The 19,794-nt window shown below is 39.3% G+C and carries 10 protein-coding genes; 8 read left to right on the top strand and 2 right to left on the bottom strand.

Going from position 1 to position 19,794, the window contains the following annotated elements; translation table 11 throughout:
* Positions 1 to 2: 2 nt before the first annotated feature.
* Positions 3 to 989 (bottom strand): GSCFA domain-containing protein, encoded by a 987-nt coding sequence (locus DWW23_RS03370; protein WP_122351869.1) that lies wholly within the window; start codon positions 987 to 989, stop codon positions 3 to 5.
* A gap of 1 nt (position 990) precedes the next feature.
* Positions 991 to 1,632, bottom strand: a complete 642-nt coding sequence (locus DWW23_RS03365; RefSeq protein WP_122351868.1) for an HU family DNA-binding protein — start codon at positions 1,630 to 1,632, stop codon at positions 991 to 993.
* 660 nt (positions 1,633 to 2,292) lie between these two features.
* Here DWW23_RS03365 and DWW23_RS03360 point away from each other — a divergent pair.
* The 8 genes from DWW23_RS03360 to rsmH all read left to right on the top strand — a co-directional run bounded on the left by DWW23_RS03360 (position 2,293) and on the right by rsmH (position 19,741).
* Complete coding sequence (locus tag DWW23_RS03360) at positions 2,293 to 6,168, top strand: DUF6383 domain-containing protein (protein ID WP_147382585.1); 3,876 nt, start codon at positions 2,293 to 2,295, stop codon at positions 6,166 to 6,168.
* Between the two features lie 309 nt (positions 6,169 to 6,477).
* Positions 6,478 to 7,056, top strand: a complete 579-nt coding sequence (locus DWW23_RS03355; protein WP_122351866.1) for an RNA polymerase sigma-70 factor — start codon at positions 6,478 to 6,480, stop codon at positions 7,054 to 7,056.
* A gap of 63 nt (positions 7,057 to 7,119) precedes the next feature.
* Entirely contained in the window at positions 7,120 to 8,157 is a 1,038-nt protein-coding gene (locus tag DWW23_RS03350; protein WP_122351865.1) for a FecR domain-containing protein, read from the top strand.
* Between the two features lie 388 nt (positions 8,158 to 8,545).
* On the top strand, positions 8,546 to 11,788 hold the full coding sequence (locus tag DWW23_RS03345) for a TonB-dependent receptor (RefSeq protein ID WP_233564254.1): 3,243 nt from the start codon (positions 8,546 to 8,548) through the stop codon (positions 11,786 to 11,788).
* A 12-nt stretch (positions 11,789 to 11,800) separates the two neighbouring features.
* Entirely contained in the window at positions 11,801 to 13,498 is a 1,698-nt protein-coding gene (locus tag DWW23_RS03340) for a RagB/SusD family nutrient uptake outer membrane protein (RefSeq protein WP_122351863.1), read from the top strand.
* Positions 13,499 to 13,578: 80 nt separating this feature from the next.
* Complete coding sequence (locus DWW23_RS03335) at positions 13,579 to 16,215, top strand: glycoside hydrolase family 3 C-terminal domain-containing protein (protein ID WP_122351862.1); 2,637 nt, start codon at positions 13,579 to 13,581, stop codon at positions 16,213 to 16,215.
* A gap of 75 nt (positions 16,216 to 16,290) precedes the next feature.
* Positions 16,291 to 18,294 (top strand): hypothetical protein, encoded by a 2,004-nt coding sequence (locus tag DWW23_RS03330; protein ID WP_122351861.1) that lies wholly within the window; start codon positions 16,291 to 16,293, stop codon positions 18,292 to 18,294.
* 517 nt (positions 18,295 to 18,811) lie between these two features.
* A complete protein-coding gene (rsmH, locus tag DWW23_RS03325) occupies positions 18,812 to 19,741 on the top strand; it encodes a 16S rRNA (cytosine(1402)-N(4))-methyltransferase RsmH (protein ID WP_122351860.1) in 930 nt (309 codons plus the stop codon).
* Positions 19,742 to 19,794 lie beyond the last annotated feature (53 nt).

Genomic DNA, 19,794 nt, shown 5'->3' with positions numbered 1-19,794 from the left:
TTTTACATTAGTTTAGACTTTATTATTTCCATCTCTTTTGTACTATCAAAGGAAGGAAATTTCTCGTTAATTCGTTCCATCTTTAACAAAGTTTGCGAGATGAAACGTTTATAGGCTTCACTTTCGGGTTGAAACGGGCGGTGATTAATAGCCTTTTGTATCTCTGCCCATTCTTTAAGAAAACCTTTCGTTTCATCGGATAAGAAATTTTCTGTAAAACGTTGCCAAATATAATCAACAGCCAGCTCCGAAGGGTGTAGCATGTCGTTGGCATAGAAGCGGTAATCGCGCAGTTCGTCCATCATGATCTCGTAGGCAGGGAAGTAAGCGATACGTTCAGGATAGGTCGTTTGAAGCGTATCGACAGCCAGCAGTAGAGTCGCTTTACTGAGCTGGTTTCCATGTGCCCCGTCTTTCCAGTGACGGATAGGGCTGACGGTGAAAAGAATCTTCAGTTCCGGGCATTGCTCCCAAAGGGAAAGCAACAGTTCTTTCCATTCCGACACGATTTCTGCTACGGATAACATCGAGCGGTCGAACATCTTTTCGGGTAGTTTATGGCAGTTTGCCACCACTTCGCCTGTACTTTTCAACCGGTAGACATAAGCTGTCCCCAAGGTAACCACGATGTATTTCGTCTCCCGGAGTTCTCCCGCCGAAGCAAACAGCCTGTCGTTTATATTCTCCAGGCATTCCGTTTCCGAAGTGGAAGAAAAGCGGCTGTGGTGCGTAAAGCTGTGAAATACGCCTTCGTGACGGAACAGATCGTTGGAAGTGAACCGCTCCGGATGCAGCAACCTGCGTAACGCCGCTGCGATGGATGCCGGATTATACAGTGTCCCGAACGGATTAATGTCGACATTGAACCGGTTCTCTGCCAGCTTCGTCCCGATATTTTCCGCAAAGCAGGAGCCGAGCAATAGCGTATGTTCCTGCCACGAAAAGCGGAAAGGCGGCTTGGGTAGTTGGATTGCAGTGTATAGTTCCATATTATTCTGTTGGATCGTTTGGTAACGGATCTGTCGGTGGTTGTTGTGCCGAACGTCTGATATAGAACGCCCGTTTCCCGCACCAATTCTTTTGTATCTGGTTGTCTTCCAGTAGCTGTTCCAGGTCTTTTTTAGTCTTCTGACGTGTACACTGGTTCAGGCTGGCGGCCACTGTCAGGTTGATCGTTCCGTAGTTCTTTATATACCACAGGATACGTTTCTGTCGGATATCCGAATTGTAGTTTTTTTTCTCGCTGGTCCCTTGCCGCCGTTCGATGCGTACGCCCCGGAAACGCTTCTTCATTTCCGGATCAGCACGGAACTCAATGTTCTTGAACTCGATGGATGCCGACCGGATATCTTTTTTATTTTCCACCTGTTGCTTGCATCTCAGTGTTACGGAAAACGTTCCGATCCCTTCCAGATGTACGCTCTGACTGTTGCTTAGGCAGAAGAACAATTGTTCGCAGATCGCTTTGATGGCTCCCTTGATATCGGCAGACGTAAAGGTACTCATGCTTTCGATCATCCGTGCCAGCTCGTTGGTGTTGACGGTCTGGATATTGATAGCTCTGGCATGTAACGTCGGCTTCTCTTCCCCGTTTTTGGGAGGATTGGCAAATAAGTCGTATTCAATACTCATACACTTCCTTCTGTTTAAGGTTTAACGTCGTAACTATTAAGGATTTTCCTCCCTAATCTTATTTATGAAATAAATTCTCTTCATAAAAGTAAGGTTAAGGATACAAATAAGTAAGGTATGCTTTTCATTTTCGCAATGTATTCCTTACTTATTTAAAAGTCCGTACCAAAGGTAATAAATCTCCTGATATAAAGAATTAATTGTCCGGTGGTTTTTTTTACTTCTGCCGGGTTATTTGTGAAGTGTTGTAAGGTGCTGAAAGAAAAGGAGTATAGTTATATATATAGATGTACGGGCGTACATTAATATTATTTGCTATACAATAGGCTAATTTGTGTATGTAATTATCTGAAAATTAGAAATATGAATGGAATAATGGAGTGACGAATTTAATCGTTCCTTTTTTCTCGTCAACAAAAGTAAGAATTAGTTTCGTATCAACCATCCTTTTTAAGATATTTTTTATTCGTCTATATGCTTTCTTATCAATTGAATAGCAAACTATGTACAAAATAGGTGCTTTCACAAACGAAAGGAAATCTTCTCATAAAGTGTGACGAGATTAAAAGAACGTTTAAACTCGCCATTTTCAAGAAATCGGGGCGTTCCAATTGTGAATTGAACTTATTACACTTTAGTATTAATATTAAATTTTTTATTATGAACAAAAAGTTTTCTACTTTGATGGCTGGCGCCCTGCTGGCTACGGGTGTGGTTTCGGCGCAGATTCCTTCTGCTGGGGCATTCCCGTTTCGTACGCAAAACACCAAAGTAACTGTTGCTACAGCTGGAGCTTCTATCAAAGCGATAGAATCCGACAACAAGTGGTATCAGTTGACTGACGGTGCCGAAGATGCTCCTAAAGTATTGATCCAAGAACGTGTGGCAGCTACAAATGAACTGATTTTAAAAATGGTTCCACTTGTTGATGCAACTTCTAAAGTTGGTGCTCCCTTAAACAGTTCTTTGTGGAAGATTACTGTAAAGAAGTATGCAACATCTGCTTCTAAAGTTTACACTTACACAAACAAGGAAACTGGTCTTGAACTTGTATTGGATGATACACAAGCTTTTGATGCAAAGAAGGTTGATGCTGATTTTGAAGATGTAAAGACAAGTCTGTTGAATGGATGCAACAATGAATGGGCTTGGTATACAACAGAAGTTCAATCTGAAAATATGGTTGCTAAAACTATTTACTCTTATTTCCACAATGGAGATTCTGTAATGGTTATGCAGGCTAAAGACAAAGGTGAAGTTATAGCAGCAAAGTATCCGAGATCAGTTGCTGGTGATGATTTGGCAAAATTGGATAACGTAGCTCTTAAACTCCAACCAGTTCTTGCTGAAGCAATCCAATTGACTGCTCAGGATATCAATCAGATGATTGATGCTCAGGCTGTAAAAAATGCTAAAGGTGATCCTAACAAGGTGGTATTCAAGTTTAATGAACCGAATGGTAAATTAGCAGGTGACCTTCAGACTCTTTTTGAAAATAAATTAGCTAATGCTACTGGATATATTGCTGAAGATGCTGTTTTAGTACAGAAATTCTCAGTAAGTGGTTTGACTGCTGTCGCTAAAGATTTGACAGCTGCTGAAAGTGCTTTAACTACTGCTGCTGCTGCTCTGAAAGCTGGTAAAGCAGATGAAGCTGTTACCAAGGCTACAACAGATGCTGCTACTGCCGCAAAGGCTGCTGCCACAGCTGCAACTACAGCTGCAACTGAAGCCGGTAAGACAATAAGCAAAACACATACTACAACTCAAATCAGTGCTGCTGCAACTACAGCATTTGAAGCTGGAGCAACTGCTTTGGAAACAGCTAAAGATGCATTAAAAACTGCTGCTGAAGCGTTAGAGACTATTAAAGAGGGAACTGGTGCTGCTGCCACAGCTGCTTACAACGCTGCTATGAATGCTGCAGACAAAGCTTCTATGGGTAAAGATGCAACTGCTGCGGGTGAGATACAGTCAGATAAAATCGATGCTTATAACATCCGTTTAGCAAATGGTGACAACTTCTATATGGTAGATACAATTCGTTATCAACCTGAACAGACTCCTTCAAATTCACCTGCTTATAAGCTGAGTGATAAGCCGTTTACAATCGGTGCTGACGGAGCTTATCTGGCTGCACGTTATTTCTTCAAGGTTACTTATTATCCTTCTCAGGATAGCTTGTTGATCGAACCGTTGAATGCTGCTTCTTGCTCTAACGAAGAAGTGCAGGATAAGGAAAATTGGTTAGATACAAAGGCTGGTAGCGAATGGGTTAAATACGATGATTTGGAAGTTGGTGAAAAACCAAGTAACACTGATACAAATAATGATGCTGTTATCTCTATAACTGCAACTAAATTGTCAGATGGAAACGTTGTTCCGACTATGGGTGTTACAGAAACGAGCAAAGGTTTTAATACTCGTATTTCATTTAACCATACTTATCCTTATTTGGTTCGTTCTACTGAAAAATCTGCTTTGTATAATATTTCACTGGTAACAAAAGATCCTAACAAGGCTGTAACTTCTAAGACTCGTGTAAATGGTTCTTATATTGTTGCAAACATGGCTGGTCAGTTGGTTTATGCTCAGAAAGAAAAATCACAGGATTACACTCACATGCCTGCAACACAGTGGGTTGTTGAACAGCAAGGTTGTCTGTTGCCTAACAATAATGTAGCTCGTGTTAAGATTACAAACCGAGAATACAATAATATTGTTGCTTTCGAAGGTCAATTATATGTTGATAAAGATGGTAATAAATATATTATCAATCCTGAATATTCAGATGGTATTTCTGTTGAGAATCAGTTCTGTGCAGAAGATACTTTGAAGTTTGAATCTATTGTTGATACTAAGAAGGGTTATTTAATCCTGAAAGAAGATACTTTGAGAGAAAATACATATGCTTTCAATCAGTTCTTCAATTATGGTGAAGATCCTTATTTCTTGAATGTAAAAGATAACAAGGCTGATACATTGGTTAGGGCTCAGAAAGAAGCTACTCAATTTGAATTGTTCATTGTAGGTGCTGATAGTATCAAATATGGTTATCCAAGTGAACAGGCTGGCGTTTCTCAATTGTGGAGAACTGCTTATAAACTGAAAGTAAAAGATACTAACAAAGTTGATAACGATCGTAAGTTTGTAGCTGTAGACCAGAATAATAAATATGTTGTAGCTTTGGAAAAAGATATCGATGCAGCTAAGGATGGTTTACGTTATGCTCAGTTCTACTTCAAAGAAAATAATCATTGGGTAGAAGGTGCTGAAGGTAAGGAATACTATGCATTGGTTGATGTTAAAGATCCTGTCAATACTAAAATTGAAATAGCTAATGGTATTGCTAAACTGTCTATCGAACAAGGTCAGATGGATACTAAACCTGAAACTCTTGGTGAAAACCGTACAGAAGCATTCTATATTGGTAAAGACAGTCGTCCATTGTACAGAAGTTTAGGTAAAGGTAACTCTGTTGTTAAACTCTTCACAGAAAGAGGTACCGCAAAAGAATATCTGTTTGAAGATAACAGCAATAATATCGGTTATCCGAGTGCAATCAAAGGATTTGGTTACCTGGGTATGACTGCAGAAGGTATTTCTCAGGGTGAAGGTAACACAGTTGCTATGTATGCTGACTATGTACAGAAATCTAACGATCGTATGCCTCAGTATCTGTTTGTTGTTGCTCCGGATAGTGTGAAAGCTTATACATGGTGTAAAGATCATGGATTGAATGCTACTTGCGAACATTCTCAGGAATATCCGGGTTATGTAGCTGGTCGTTTCATGGTCAACCTGAATGACTCTGTTGCTAACTCAATCAACAAACTTGAAAATGCTAACAAGTTCAAATATGACAATTTTACAAGATTGGCATTCGTTGAAGCTATCCATAGAGGTGATGTTCTGTACGTATTGAAGAATGGTATCAAGTTGTCTTCTATCATGGGTAAAGATGCTTCTGGTAAATCTTATGTATTGCCTTCATTCTTTGATGAAGCTAACAAGGGTGAAAAATACGAAGTTATCGCTTTGGATGGCAAGCACAACAATGCAGCCTTCTCTTTGAGATTGGTTGATGATGCTGAAGCTCAGGATTTCTATCTGGAATCACATTCAAATGAAGGTGAATCTGCAATCGGTTCATTCAAGGGTGCTTGGGTTAAACTACAGAACTATGTTCCTGTATTAGCTCAGACAACTAAAGTGAATGGCGAACATGATAACAACAATACTGGTTCAATCCTTGAAACTATCAACCAGGCTCAGAAGTTCAATATTGCTGAAAACGTTGATGAAACTCCGACTGATAGCAAAACTCCGGAAGTTTCAACTATCAGTGTAAAAGCTGACTATGGTAAAGTAATCATCAAGGGTGCTGCAGGTAAGACAGTTATTATCAGTAACGTACTTGGTCAGGCTATTTATAACACAGTGATCGCTTCTGATGAAGCTACAATCTCAGTTCCTAAGGGATATGTAACTGTAGCCGTTGAAGGTGAAGCTGCTGTTAAAGCAATCGTAAAATAAGAGATTTATAATCAAAAATAATTCTAAAATTTCCACGTGGTGGTGTAGAGACGTTGTATTCAACGTCTCTACTATCCCATCAATTACCCTGTGACAGGCGAACAAGTGGTTATTAATATTAAGTAATAAAATAAAGTTCTTACTGTAATTTCTCCCGTGAGGAAGGAATACAGAAAAAAACAGCCTCTGCGATCATGTATCGTGGAGGCTTTGTTGCTTGTAGTTATTTTACATGACGAAATAGGTTGAAAATAAAAAAATGTAATTAATTTAGCTGCCCTAGAGAAGGTGTTAATTCTTAAAATCGATATGGGAAAACTGGAAAAACAACAAGAGAACTTTGTTTTGTCTGCTTTGAAGCAAGACAGTAAGGAGGCCTTCTCGTTATTGTTCCAGACCTATTATACTGACCTCGTATTATTTTGTGGAAACTTTATAAAAGACAAAGATTCTTGTGAAGATATTGTTCAATCGATCTTCCTGAAGCTTTGGAGTGACCGAAAAAATATACAGATTGAAACATCCTTAAAATCTTATTTGCTGAAGGCTGTCCGTAACAGTTGTTTTGATGAATATCGCCATTTGGAAATCATCCGTCAGCATGAGGCTGAATATGAGAGTACTATGTTGGATTCTTATGATACGGATAATTATATATTATATTCGGATTTATCTGACCATTTACATCGTGCACTCGAGAAAGTGCCTGATTTATATCGGGAGGCCTTTATGCTGAATCGTTTTGAAGGTCTAAGATACAGGGAAATTGCAGAGCAACTGAATGTATCTGAACGTACGGTGGAAGTCCGCGTCAGTAAAACATTGGATTTATTACGGAAATATTTGAAAGACTTCTTTGTACTTTTACTTTCATTCTGTATTCCATAAAAAAAGTTATAAGCTATGTGGAAAATGATTCCTTGCACGTCTTAACACTATAAAAGAGAAAAAATGACAGATAAAGACCAAATGCAACTTATTATATCAGCTTATCTATCCGGAAAAGCGACTGTAGAAGAGTGTCGTGAGTTGGAAGAATGGGTAAGACAATCACCTGATAATAATCGTTATTTCCAGGAAATGCGTAATGTCTGGCAAGTGGTGTATCCCGCCTTTAACCCTTCTGAGATTAATGTATTTGAAGCTGAAAAAAATATTATTGCAAATATTGCAGCCACCAAGAGGAATATACCCCATACTATATTGCTCTATTGGCAACGTATAGCTGCTATTCTTATTATTCCTCTATTAGTACTTAGTGCTTATTTATATATGAATCAGGATAATAGTGCGTATGATACCATAGAGTATCAGGAGGTAAGATCTCCCCATGGAACTTTTTCCGAAGTACGTCTGCCTGATGGGACCAATGTATGGCTGAATGGAGGAAGTTCCCTGAAATATCCTTTGATCTTTCGAAAAGGGGAGAGGAAGGTTTTCTTAAGCGGTGAGGGCTACTTTGAAGTACACTCTGATAAAGAAAATCCTTTTGTCGTAAAAACTGATCAAATGACTTTACGAGCTACAGGTACAGCTTTCAATATAGAGGCATATACTAAAGATTCTATCACTGCTGTTACAATGGTTAATGGTAAAATAGATGTAGTTTTTGAAAACTCCTCTCCTGTTACAATGACACCGGGAGAACGCGCTTCTTTTAATAATCAGACAAAGCAATGTCTGATTACGCAAACCGATCCTTATAAATGGTATGCATGGAAAGATGGATTAATGATATTCCGGGACGATCCCTTGGAATTTGTATTTAAAAAGATAGGCCAAACCTTTAATGTCAATATTACAGTCAAAGATTCAGCTATTGCAAAACAATTATATAGAGCGACATTTGAAGATGAGTCTTTGGATGAAATCCTTAATTTATTGAAGTTGACTGCCCCTATCCAATATAAAAAATATGGTCGAAATAAAACATCCGATAACCAGTTTGATAAGTTGCAAATAGACGTTTTTGGGGATAAAAGAAAATAATATGAAAAAAAGCGTATTTTGGATTGTGGCTTTTTATTCATGATCCGTCTTATAATTGAATGACCAGTTGTTTTATTAATTCTTAAAAAATAATTGCCTATGGAGAACCTACTTTCGTAAATTTCTATTCAAAAAGGCAGACAAAAAAGGGAAGGTCTCGTACACCTTCCCTTCACAAGTCTAGCTGAACAAGAGTGTTGTATAACCTTATTTTCTAACTAAACACAACAAAAATATGTATTCAATTCCAATTAGAGAAATTAAAAAGCAAATATTAACCTCTAAGTCTTTTCTGATTATGAGAATATGCTTGTTTTTATTGATTTGTAGTGTACTGCAATCTTTTGCATCTGAAATTCATTCACAGGTTTCCGCTTTATCGCTGAAGATGAAAAATGCCTCAATAGAGGATGTTTTGAATGAAATAGAAGAACAGACAGAATATAGGTTCCTTTATAATAAAAGGATGGTAGATGTGACTAAACCAGTCAATATTGAAGTGAATAAAGAAAGCCTTGCAAATGTACTGCATGTTCTTTTCAAAGGAACAGATGTTGTTTACACAGTAAGTGACCGCCAGATCGTTTTGGGGCGCAGCAAAACAGTAGAACAGCAAAAGAGAAGAATTACCGGAAAAGTAAATGATAATAATGGTATTTCAGTAATTGGTGCCAATGTCGTTGAAAAAGGAACGACGAATGGAACAATTACCGATGTTAACGGGAATTTTTCTCTTGAAGTGAACAATGAGGCTATTCTACTGATCTCATATATAGGATATAATACCCAGGAAATTCCAGTTATAGGTAAATCGACGCTGAATATTACTTTGACTGAAGATTCACAGAGTTTGGAAGAAGTTGTCGTGATGGGATATGGTGTCCAAAAGAAAAAACTGGTTACGGGCGCCACAGTCCAGGTTAAAGGTGATGATATTCAAAAGTTAAGTACTATCTCTCCGCTGACAGCTATGCAAAGTCAAACCCCCGGTGTCTTTATTACATCAACTTCCGGTGAACCGGATGGTGGCTATAAAGTGAATATTCGTGGTTTGGGGACGATTGGAGATGCCAGCCCGTTGTATATCATTAATGGGATTGTTGGAGGCGACTTGAATTCTATCAGTGCTTCAGATATCGAATCTATTGATGTTTTGAAAGATGCGGCATCTGCAGCTATTTATGGGTCAAGAGCAGCAAATGGTGTAGTTCTGATTACGACTAAACGTGGAAAGGTTGGTAAACCTGTAATTACTTATGATGGATATTTCGGTATACAAAATGTAGCTAAATATATGGATGTACTGGATGCGCAGCAATATATGGAAATACAAAATGAATCGTTAACGAATGTCGGTATAACTCCTAATGACTATTCGACGCTTGTTCCAGATTATGTATGGAAAGATTTGCAGAACGGGTGGAAAGGCACGAATTGGTTAAAAGAGTTTACGAATAAGAATGCCCCGGTACATAATCATGCTGTCAATATTTCAGGTGGTACTGAACAATCTATTTATTCTACAGGAGTGTCTTATTCGTCTCAGGAAGGTATTTATGGAGAACCTGAAACTGCGAAATATAATAGAATAAGTTTCCGTGCCAATACGGAATATACACTTGTCAAGAATAACGAATTCGATATTGTAAAAGTCGGAGAAAATATTTTATATACATATAAAAAGAAGAACGGAGGAGTCGGTAATGTTAGAAATATGCTGATTGGGAATCCTTTGATGCCGGTATATGATCCGGATGGTAATTTCCATAAAACTATGGTCCTTGATGCAGACCGGGCAAATCCTATCGGACAATATTACTATAATAATGCTTTAACGGAAAATACTAGCCATGATTTGAAAATAAATGCATTTGTAGAGATACAACCGATAAAGAATTTAATAATAAAAAGTAATGCCGGATATTCTCTATGGGCATATTCTAACAGGTATTATGGTCCTGCCTATAATTTGGGAGACAGGTATTTCAGAACAGAAGATGTTGTAAAGCAAAATCAGACAATAAGTAGAAATTTTCAGTGGGAAAATACGATTTCTTATGATTTCACTATTAAAGAGCACAATATTTCAGCTTTATTGGGTCAATCGATTGAAAAACAAGGTTTAGGAGAAAGTATCAGTGGGCAAAATATGGGATCTTTGTTCGATTCCTTTGAATATGCTTATTTGAATAATGTGAAAACAATAGTTCCAGGAAAGACCCTTGTAGAAGGAAGTCCGGCTGGTGAGTCTGCAATATCTTCTTTCTTCGGACGTGTTAATTATAATTTTAAAGAAACGTATCTGGCTTCTGTTATTTTGAGAGCTGACGGTTCTTCCAATTTTGCCAGAGGCAATCGGTGGGGGTATTTCCCTTCTGTTTCATTGGGTTGGGTTATGAGCAACGAATCGTTTATGGAGAATACGAAAATGTGGATGGATTTTATGAAAATACGTGCAAGCTGGGGACAAAACGGTAATCAGGCTGTCTCTCCTTTCCAATACTTGGCCACATATTCATTCAATGCATCTGACTATTTCTTTGGTGCAGATAAAAGTGCTTGGACAACGGGAGCTTATCCTAGTATTTTGCCGAATAAAGATATTACCTGGGAAAGATCAGAACAATTAGATTTGGGTTTAGATGCACGTTTCTTGGATAGTCGCCTGGGGGTTGTTTTCGATTGGTATCGTAAAACAACGAAAGACTGGCTGGTCCAGGCTCCTATTTTAGGTTCACAAGGGGCGGCGGCTCCGTTTATTAACGGTGGTGATATAACTAATAAAGGTATTGAACTAAGCTTAAGTTGGAATGATGCAGTGGGTGATTTTTCTTATGGTATCAACACAAATCTGGCAGTAAACAAGAATAAAATTACCCGTATTGCAAATTCCGAAGGTGTAATAGAAGGTACAAATCCTGGTTTTGGAGATGGACAACCTCCTATTTATCGTGCTCAGGTAGGATATCCGATTGGTTATTTTTACGGATTAAAAACCGCAGGTGTTTTCCAGAATCAGGAACAAATAGATAATTATAAAGGGGCTATCTTGAGTGGAACAGCTCCTGGTGATCTGATATTTGTAGATATGAATAACGATGGTGTGATTGATATGGCAGACCGTACAATGATAGGGGATCCTAATCCGAACATGAATCTTGGAGTAACAATAAATCTGGGTTACAAAGGTTTTGATTTTTCTGTTACGGCAAATGGCGTTTTTGGAAATCAGATTGCTTCATCTTTTCATAAAGTCAATCATTATAAAGAAAATTATCCGAGTGTTCTGTTAGGAAGATGGCATGGTGAAGGCACTTCGAACCGATATCCGCGTCTGACAGCTGACTCCAGTCCTAACTTTATGCAGTTTAATGATATTTATATAGACAATGGAGATTTCCTTCGTATACAGAATGTTACGCTTGGGTATGATTTTAAGAAACTCTTTCCCAAGATGCCCCTGCAACAGGCGAGATTCTATGTGACAGTTCAGAATCTTTATACATTTACTGGTTATTATGGATCCGATCCGGAGATTGGTACTGCACCTGAAGGGTGGTCTAAAGGTGTTGATAGTGGATTTTATCCGATCCCCCGTACCGTATTAGTAGGGGCTAATATTAAATTCTAAAATAAAAGAGCCATGAAAAAGTATTATATAGTATTTCTATTAATAGTAGTGTCTTTAGTATCTTGTGATGATTTTCTTGATACAAAAGATTATACCAATAAGAATGATCAGAATTTTCCATTGACAGAGAAGGATGTAAATATGTCGCTGGCATCTTGTTATCATGTTATGGCTACTTGCCAGGAGTTTTCTTCCTATTATATTGGTGATATTCTTTCTGATGACCGGTTTGGTGGAGGTGGTCCGAACGATTTTAATCAACAGGCATGGGACCAAATGAAAAAATCGACAGAGAATATGCAGCAACAAACCTGGATACGGCTTTATCAAGGTGTTTTTCGTGCAAATAAGTTGTTGGAGGCAATGGATCAAATCATTTTTGAAACTGAGACTTCAAAGAATACATTGACGGGCGAAACTTATTTTATGCGGGCTTATTTCTATTTTGAATTGACCAAAATGTTTGGAGATGTGCCATTGTTGGTGACTTCTGAATCAGTAAATATTCCTAGAACTGCAGCTGCGGAAATTTTTGCACAAATTGCTTTTGATCTTAAAACTGCCATAGAATTATTACCTTCTACCAGTTATGCATCTCAACTGAAATCAAATTTAGGACATGCAACTAAATGGGCGGCTGAAGGAATGTTGGCACGTGTGTTTTTATTCTATACGGGTTATTATGGGCAAACCTCACTTCCTGTAGCAGGCGGTGGAGAATTGTCTGATACAGATGTGATAGCTTATCTGGAAGATTGTATGAACAATAGCGGACATCAGTTAGTAGAAGAATTTCGGAATATGTGGCCTTATACAAATCAACTGACCGGAGAAGACTATGTCTATAATCAAGGTAAAAACTTATCGTGGGTAGGCGATGATAATAATATAGAAACAGTATTTGCCATAAAATTCGGGACAAAAGGAGATTGGAGCAATAAAGATTATGCAAATATGGTCGCCTTGTGTTGGAGTTTGAGAGGACAGTCAAGTTATGCCAATGTATTTCCGTTTGGGCAGGGTTGGGGACAAGGACCTGTTAATCCCAGATTCATTGATGATTGGATTAAATATGAGCCAAATGATACAATCAGGCGTAAAGGTAGTGTTGTGGATGTAAAAGATCCGGAGGAAGGTATCGAGTCGTATGAAGATGGAGGTTGGGAACAAATGCAAGATGGCGGTTTCTGGCAAAAGAAATATATTGCAGTTAATGCCTGGACGGATAAAGAGACCCGGAGTTTTAAAGGTTATTCGACATTGATGTTTGGAGGTCTTGATGATTATAGTTTTATCAATACTCAGGATCAGGTTCTGTTAAGGTATGCTGATATTCTGTTGATGCATTCAGAGTTGACTAAAACGACAAAGGGAATTAACATGGTTCGTGAAAGGGTGAAACTACCTCCGGTTAGTGGATATACTCCTGAGATCTTGAAGAATGAGCGACGTTTTGAACTGGCATTTGAAGGATATCGTTATTTTGATTTGTTACGTTGGTACGGAAAAAATGCCGGTGTAGAGATTGATAAAAATCAAAATGGAGTAAAAGTCTTAAATAATAGAGTGGAGACCGTCATTAACTATAATCTGACCAAACGGATTCAGGAAACAGGCGGCTTCTTACAAGTTCCACAATCTGAAATTGATTTGTCAGATGGAGTTTTAACTCAAACACCGGGTTGGACAAGTTCTGATATCACATTATAATTTAAATGCATCCGGGTGATATAACCCGGATGCTATCAGGTTTTTAATTCTCAATTTTCTATATAAGCTGTAAATATATTATGAAAAAAATATTCTTCTTGTTTGTTCTCTTTTTTATTTACTCTCTTCATTCTTATTCTCAGGAAAAGAAATGGATTGATTTTAATCAGAATGGGAAAATAGATGTATTTGAGGATCCGGAAGCCTCTATCGATAATCGGGTAAACGATTTGTTGTCTCAAATGACTACAAATGAGAAGATACTGTTGTTAAGGGAAGTCTCTCCGGCAATACCACGTTTGGGAGTTGCAAAGTATGATCATGGAAATGAAGCCTTGCACGGAGTAGTCAGGCCAGGGAAGTTTACTGTGTTTCCGCAGGCAATAGGTTTGGCTGCAACTTGGAATCCGGATCTGATCTATCATGTCTCAACTGCAATTTCAGATGAAGCACGAGCTAAATGGAATGAGTTGGAACAGGGGAAAAAGCAAACAAGTAAATTCAGTGATTTATTGGCGTTTTGGTCTCCAACAGTAAATATGGCACGAGATCCTCGTTGGGGACGAACCCCGGAGACATACGGTGAGGATTGTTATCTGACATCCCAGATTGGAGTTGCATTTGTTAAAGGATTACAAGGTGACGATCCTAGATATTTGAAAGTAGTATCTACTCCGAAACATTTTGCAGGAAACAATGAGGAACATAATCGTTTTGAGTGTAAGATGGAAGTATCGGAGCAGACATTGAGATCTTATTATTTGCCAGCATTTAAGGCTTTGGTTACTGAAGGAAAGGCCGAATCTATTATGAGTGCTTATAATGCAATAAATGGGATACCTTGTACTGCGAATAAATGGTTACTGACAGATGTTCTAAGAAACGAATGGGGATTTAATGGTTATGTAGTTTCAGATTGTGGAGCACCGGGCTTTCTTTATTCAGATCACCATTATGTAGAAACCAGGGAAGAGGCTGCACAGAAAGCTTTAAAAGCCGGATTGGATTTGGAGTGCGGCGGTTATTGTTCGGAATGCTTTATTTTTACCGATTATTTACCAAAGGCATTAGAGCAAGGTCTTGTGACAGAGTCAGAAATCGATAGGGCAGCATTCAGGGTATTAAGGGCTCGTTTTAAATTAGGTATTTTCGATGATCCGGATTTGAATTTATATGCCCAAATATCACCCTCTGTGATAGGATCTGAAAAACATCAGCAATTAGCTTTGGAAACTGCGAGACAATCGATTGTTCTTTTAAAAAACTCGAATGGCCTTTTACCTTTGAATAAAAAGAAAATAAAAAGTATGGCAGTGTTCGGGATAAACGCCGGGGTTGCAGAATTTGGTGATTACAGTGGTACTCCGTTGAATGAACCTGTTTCTCCTCTGCAAGGTATTAAGGATAAAGTGGCAGATGCCCATATTGATATTCGTTATGTACCATGGGTGACAAATCCAATCGAATATGAAACGGTGAATACAGAGTTTTTTTCATTTGAAAAAAACGGGAAAACAGAGAAAGGCCTGACAGTATCTTATTATTCTAATATAGATTTTCAGGGAACGCCAGTGGAATCTACTGATAAATTAATTCAGTTTGATCCTGCGAATCAGCCTCCTAACCCGTTAATACCCAAAGGGCAAATATCGGTTCGTTGGTGCGGAAACCTGAGTGTGCCGGTAACTGGGAAGTATAAGTTAGGTTTAAGTTCAAAGGGAAACACTCGATTTTATTTGAATGAACGACTTCTTCTTGAACAGAATTCAAAAGAAACCGACTCCGGAATTGAGTTGGATTTGACAGCGGGGGATAATTATTCGATAAAATATGAATATGTTTGTGATGCCAATAAGGCTTATACTGCCTTAAAATGGAAATTGTTGGAAATATCCGGGACAGAAGCCTTTAAAAAAGAAAAAAGTATAGCAAGAAAGAGTGATGTTATTATTGCCGTATTAGGCATAAATAAAACGAATGAGAGAGAAGGACGCGACAGAACTTCTTTGGACTTACCTGCTGATCAAGTGAAATTCATACAGGAAATTTATAAGGCAAATCCAAAGACGATAGTTGTTCTTGTGGCAGGTAGTTCTATGACCATTAATTGGATTGATCAGCATGTGCCGGCGATCATTGATGCCTGGTATCCGGGTGAACAAGGAGGTGCAGCTATTGCGGATATTCTTTTTGGAGATTATACTCCCTCTGGAAAGTTGCCATTGACTTTCTATGATTCGATAAAGGATTTACCTCCCTTTGATGATTATGAAATATCGAAAGGAAGGACTTATATGTATTTGAAGCAACCTCCACTTTATCCTTTTGGATATGGTCTAAGCTATACAGAGTTTGAAATTGCCAATTTGCAATTGAGTAAAAGTAAAATTCGAAAGGATGAAAATCTGGAAGTATCTGTTGATATTAAGAATATAGGAAAGAGGGCGGGAGCGGAAGTTGTCCAGCTTTATATACATGATATGACATCAAATACTCAAATGCCATTAAAACAGTTGAAAAGGTTTGAACGTGTTTCATTGGAAAAGAATGAGAAAAAGACAATTTATTTTACTTTGACGCGGGAAGATTTATCTCATTGGAATCAAAATAACGAATTTGTATTAAATACAGGATCTTTTGAGCTGGTAGTAGGAAACTCTTCGGCTGATGATCGTATTAAAACTAAATTTGAAATTTTGGCGCAGGAAGATAAATAAGAATGCTCTGAAATACTATCTTTGTAAGGATTAACTGGTTAGTTTTTTAGTTACACCTTATAACAATATGTAAGTATGAAGAAAATTCTTTTTATTGTGTTTTTCTGTTTAGCCTTTCTCAATTCTGGCTTTTTGGTCGCTCAAAACCGTTGGTCGATCAACCCCGACGGCAGTATCTCATGGGAAATAAAAGACCGTATTCCTCATTATGACCATATTGAAATGAGTGGCTTGAAGGTTTCGACTGTACTTCGTTACGGGGTGAATGCAGACGGCTCTTTCGAGTTGAATAAGAGTTTGATCTGGCCGATGCTGCGGACTTTGCCGAATAATACGCATGCCAGTTTGATGCGTCGTTTTGCCTGGAACGCTTCGGATATGGTCTCTGTAAACGGGCAATCGCTGTCCGGGGAAAAAGTGAATAAAATTACGCTGGATGGTAAAATGACTGTTGAAAGTACAGTGGAGTTGTCGCGTAATGCAAAGGCAAAGCTGACGCGTGTGATCTTTCCGGCCGTGACAAATCCAGCGGTATATGAAAAATATATCTTACGAAATACGGGAGAAACTCCTCTCGTGGTAGAAGTCCCCGAATCGCGTGCTGTAACGAATACGGAGGCTGCGAAAGGTGTAGACGGAAGCTATAAATTGGTTTCGGAAATCATAGGAGGGACAACCAGGCAACTCCAACCCAAGGAGGAGTTGGTATTTTATGCCGCTATTACCGGATATAAAAATGGAGAAACGGAGTTGAAACCGGATATTGAAAAAGAACTTCAGGCACGTAAAGACCTTATTGCCGGTTTTTGGGATAACCTGATCCTGGAGACACCGGACCCTGTTGTCAATACAATGTTTGCTTTCGCTAAGATACGTGGAGCAGAAAGTATTTACGATACGAAAGGCGGATTCATGCACGGACCGGGTGGAGAGTCCTATTATGCTGCTATCTGGGCGAATGACCAGGCTGAATATATCAATCCTTTCTTCCCTTATATGGGATATAAAGTAGGGAATGGTTCTGCCCTTAATTCATTTAAACACTTTGCCCGTTTTATGAATCCGGAGTATAAGAAAATACCGAGTTCGATCATCGCGGAAGGCATAGACGTTTGGGGAGGAGCCGGCGACCGTGGAGATGCTGCGATGGTTGCTTACGGGGCTTCCCGTTATGCTTTGGCGAGAGGCGATAAGGCAGAAGCCGAAGAGTTGTGGCCCCTTATCGAATGGTGTCTGGAATATTGTCGTCGAAATCTGAATGAGCAAGGCGTGGTCGCCTCTGATTCGGATGAACTGGAAGGGCGTTTCCCTGCCGGAAAAGCCAATCTTTGCACCTCTTCATTGTATTATGATGCTTTATGTTCTGCCGTATATTTGGGAAAAGACTTGCAAAAGCCATTTTCCGTTTTGGCTGATTATGGAAAGCAGGCAAAAGATCTTCGTAAAAATATGGAAGACTATTTCGGTGCTAAAGTCGAAGGATTCGATACTTATCAATATTATGAAGGAAATGATATTCTTCGTTCATGGATTTGTATTCCTTTGACTGTCGGGATATTTGATCGTAAGGAAGGTACGATTAACGCTCTTTTTTCTCCCCGTCTGTGGACTGAAAACGGCTTGCTGACCCAGGCGGGAAGCGAGACTTTCTGGGATCGTTCAACCCTTTACGCTTTGAGGGGAGTGTATGCCTGCGGAGCAACGGAAAAAGCAACGGAATACTTAAAGTTCTATTCTAACCGTCGCCTGCTGGGAGACCATGTCCCTTATGCCATCGAAGCATGGCCGGAAGGAAGCCAACGCCATCTTTCTGCGGAAAGCGGTTTATATTGCCGTATCGTTACGGAAGGAATGTTCGGTATTCGTCCGACAGGATTGAAATCTTTCACCTTTACTCCGCGTTTACCGGCAGAGTGGGATAAGATGAGCTTGCGTAAAATAAAAGCATTCAATGCAACATTCGATATTGAAGTGATCCGTGAGAATGGAAAGCCGGTTGTTACTGTTAAATCAGAAGGGAAAACACTGCTTCATAAAGCTATAAAAGAAGGAGAAGTCATTTCTGTGAAACTGGACTGATTATTAATTTATTACAGTTTCCTCGTAGTTTCGTGTTTAGGAAACTGGAGTTCCCTCCTGAAGAAACTGGAGTTTCCTGCGCGGGGAACTATAATTTCCTCCCGAGGAAACTCTGGTTTCCTAAGGAGGAAATTGTATTTTATTCCCTGTTCGACCCATTACGGAATTACACATCAGTTACATGACTACCCTGTCGGTAGCAGCCATCCTAAGAGAACGCAGCGCGTTCTATGAATGGCATCAGTGGGTGAGAGCGTGAAGCGAAGGGGAAAGACGGAGTGTCCGGAGGCTGTGTTGTTTGAGCGAAGCCGGTGCCCCCTTGACTTTTTGCTTACTTTTCTATCAAGAGAAAAGTAAAATCTCCTACCTGTTGATAACTTTTTTGTACTTTTCTCTTATATTTCTTGGAAGGTAATTTGATAAATGTTTAATTTTACCCACAAATAGAGTAAAGTGCCAGTTGCCAACGAAGTACGGTGCTTTTGTTTAAGGGAAAGTTTAACATGTAAGACATAAAATGGAAGAGAAAGAGAACAGCTATCATGTACCGGTGATGCTCGATGAAAGCGTGAAAGGTCTGAATATTCAAGAAGGGGGCATCTATGTTGATGTGACTTTCGGAGGAGGAGGACATTCGCGTGAAATCCTGAAACGGATGGATAGCGATAGCGAACTTTACGGATTTGACCAGGATGCCGACGCCGAACATAATATTCCTGATGATCCCCGTTTTGTGTTTGTCCGCAGTAATTTTCGTTATTTATATAATTTTATGCGCTATCATGGCGTGAATGGTGAAGTCGACGGATTGTTAGCCGACCTGGGTGTCTCCTCTCATCATTTCGATGATAAAGACCGCGGATTCTCTTTTCGTTTCGACGGGGCATTGGATATGCGTATGAACACCCGTGCCGGTCAGACGGCTGCCGATATCGTCAACACCTATACGGAAGAAGCGTTGGCAGATGTTTTTTACCTGTACGGCGAACTGAAAGTGGCCCGTAGGTTGGCTTCGTTGATCGTCAGAGCGCGTGAAAACAAGAAAATAGAAACGATCGGTGACTTCCTGGAGTTGGTTAAACCCTTCACCGGAAAAGACAAAGAGAAAAAGTTCTTGGCACAGGCATTCCAGGCACTTCGCATCGAGGTGAACGACGAAATGCGTGCCTTGAAAGAAATGCTGCAACAAACCCTGCAGGTATTAAAGCCCGGCGGACGTTTGGTTGTAATCACTTACCATTCACTGGAAGACAGGCTGGTAAAGAATTTCCTGAAAACAGGAAACTTTGAAGGAAAAAGCGAGCAAGACTTTTTCGGAAATGTACAAACGCCATTTCGTATGGTAAACAATAAAGTGATTGTGCCTTCCAACGAGGAGATTGAAAGAAACCCCCGTTCGAGAAGTGCCAAATTGAGAATTGCAGAAAAGTTGACAGTTGACAAGTGACAGTGGACAGATATTTGTCTTAAAGAAAACTGTCAACTGTCACTTGTCAACTG

Origin of the sequence: Parabacteroides sp. AF14-59, assembly GCF_003479515.1 — a bacterium.
Taxonomy (GTDB): Bacteria; Bacteroidota; Bacteroidia; order Bacteroidales; family Tannerellaceae; genus Parabacteroides; species Parabacteroides faecis.
This window is presented reverse-complemented; position numbering and strand designations above follow the sequence as displayed.

Bases quoted from the DNA above. Each gene is read 5' to 3' on its own strand.
- DWW23_RS03370 (WP_122351869.1), bottom strand. From the start codon at position 989: ATGGAACTATACACTGCAATCCAACTACCCAAGCCGCCTTTCCGCTTT.
- DWW23_RS03365 (WP_122351868.1), bottom strand. From the start codon at position 1,632: ATGAGTATTGAATACGACTTATTTGCCAATCCTCCCAAAAACGGGGAA.
- DWW23_RS03360 (WP_147382585.1), top strand. From the start codon at position 2,293: ATGAACAAAAAGTTTTCTACTTTGATGGCTGGCGCCCTGCTGGCTACG.
- DWW23_RS03355 (WP_122351866.1), top strand. From the start codon at position 6,478: ATGGGAAAACTGGAAAAACAACAAGAGAACTTTGTTTTGTCTGCTTTG.
- DWW23_RS03350 (WP_122351865.1), top strand. From the start codon at position 7,120: ATGACAGATAAAGACCAAATGCAACTTATTATATCAGCTTATCTATCC.
- DWW23_RS03345 (WP_233564254.1), top strand. From the start codon at position 8,546: ATGAAAAATGCCTCAATAGAGGATGTTTTGAATGAAATAGAAGAACAG.
- DWW23_RS03340 (WP_122351863.1), top strand. From the start codon at position 11,801: ATGAAAAAGTATTATATAGTATTTCTATTAATAGTAGTGTCTTTAGTA.
- DWW23_RS03335 (WP_122351862.1), top strand. From the start codon at position 13,579: ATGAAAAAAATATTCTTCTTGTTTGTTCTCTTTTTTATTTACTCTCTT.
- DWW23_RS03330 (WP_122351861.1), top strand. From the start codon at position 16,291: ATGAAGAAAATTCTTTTTATTGTGTTTTTCTGTTTAGCCTTTCTCAAT.
- rsmH (WP_122351860.1), top strand. From the start codon at position 18,812: ATGGAAGAGAAAGAGAACAGCTATCATGTACCGGTGATGCTCGATGAA.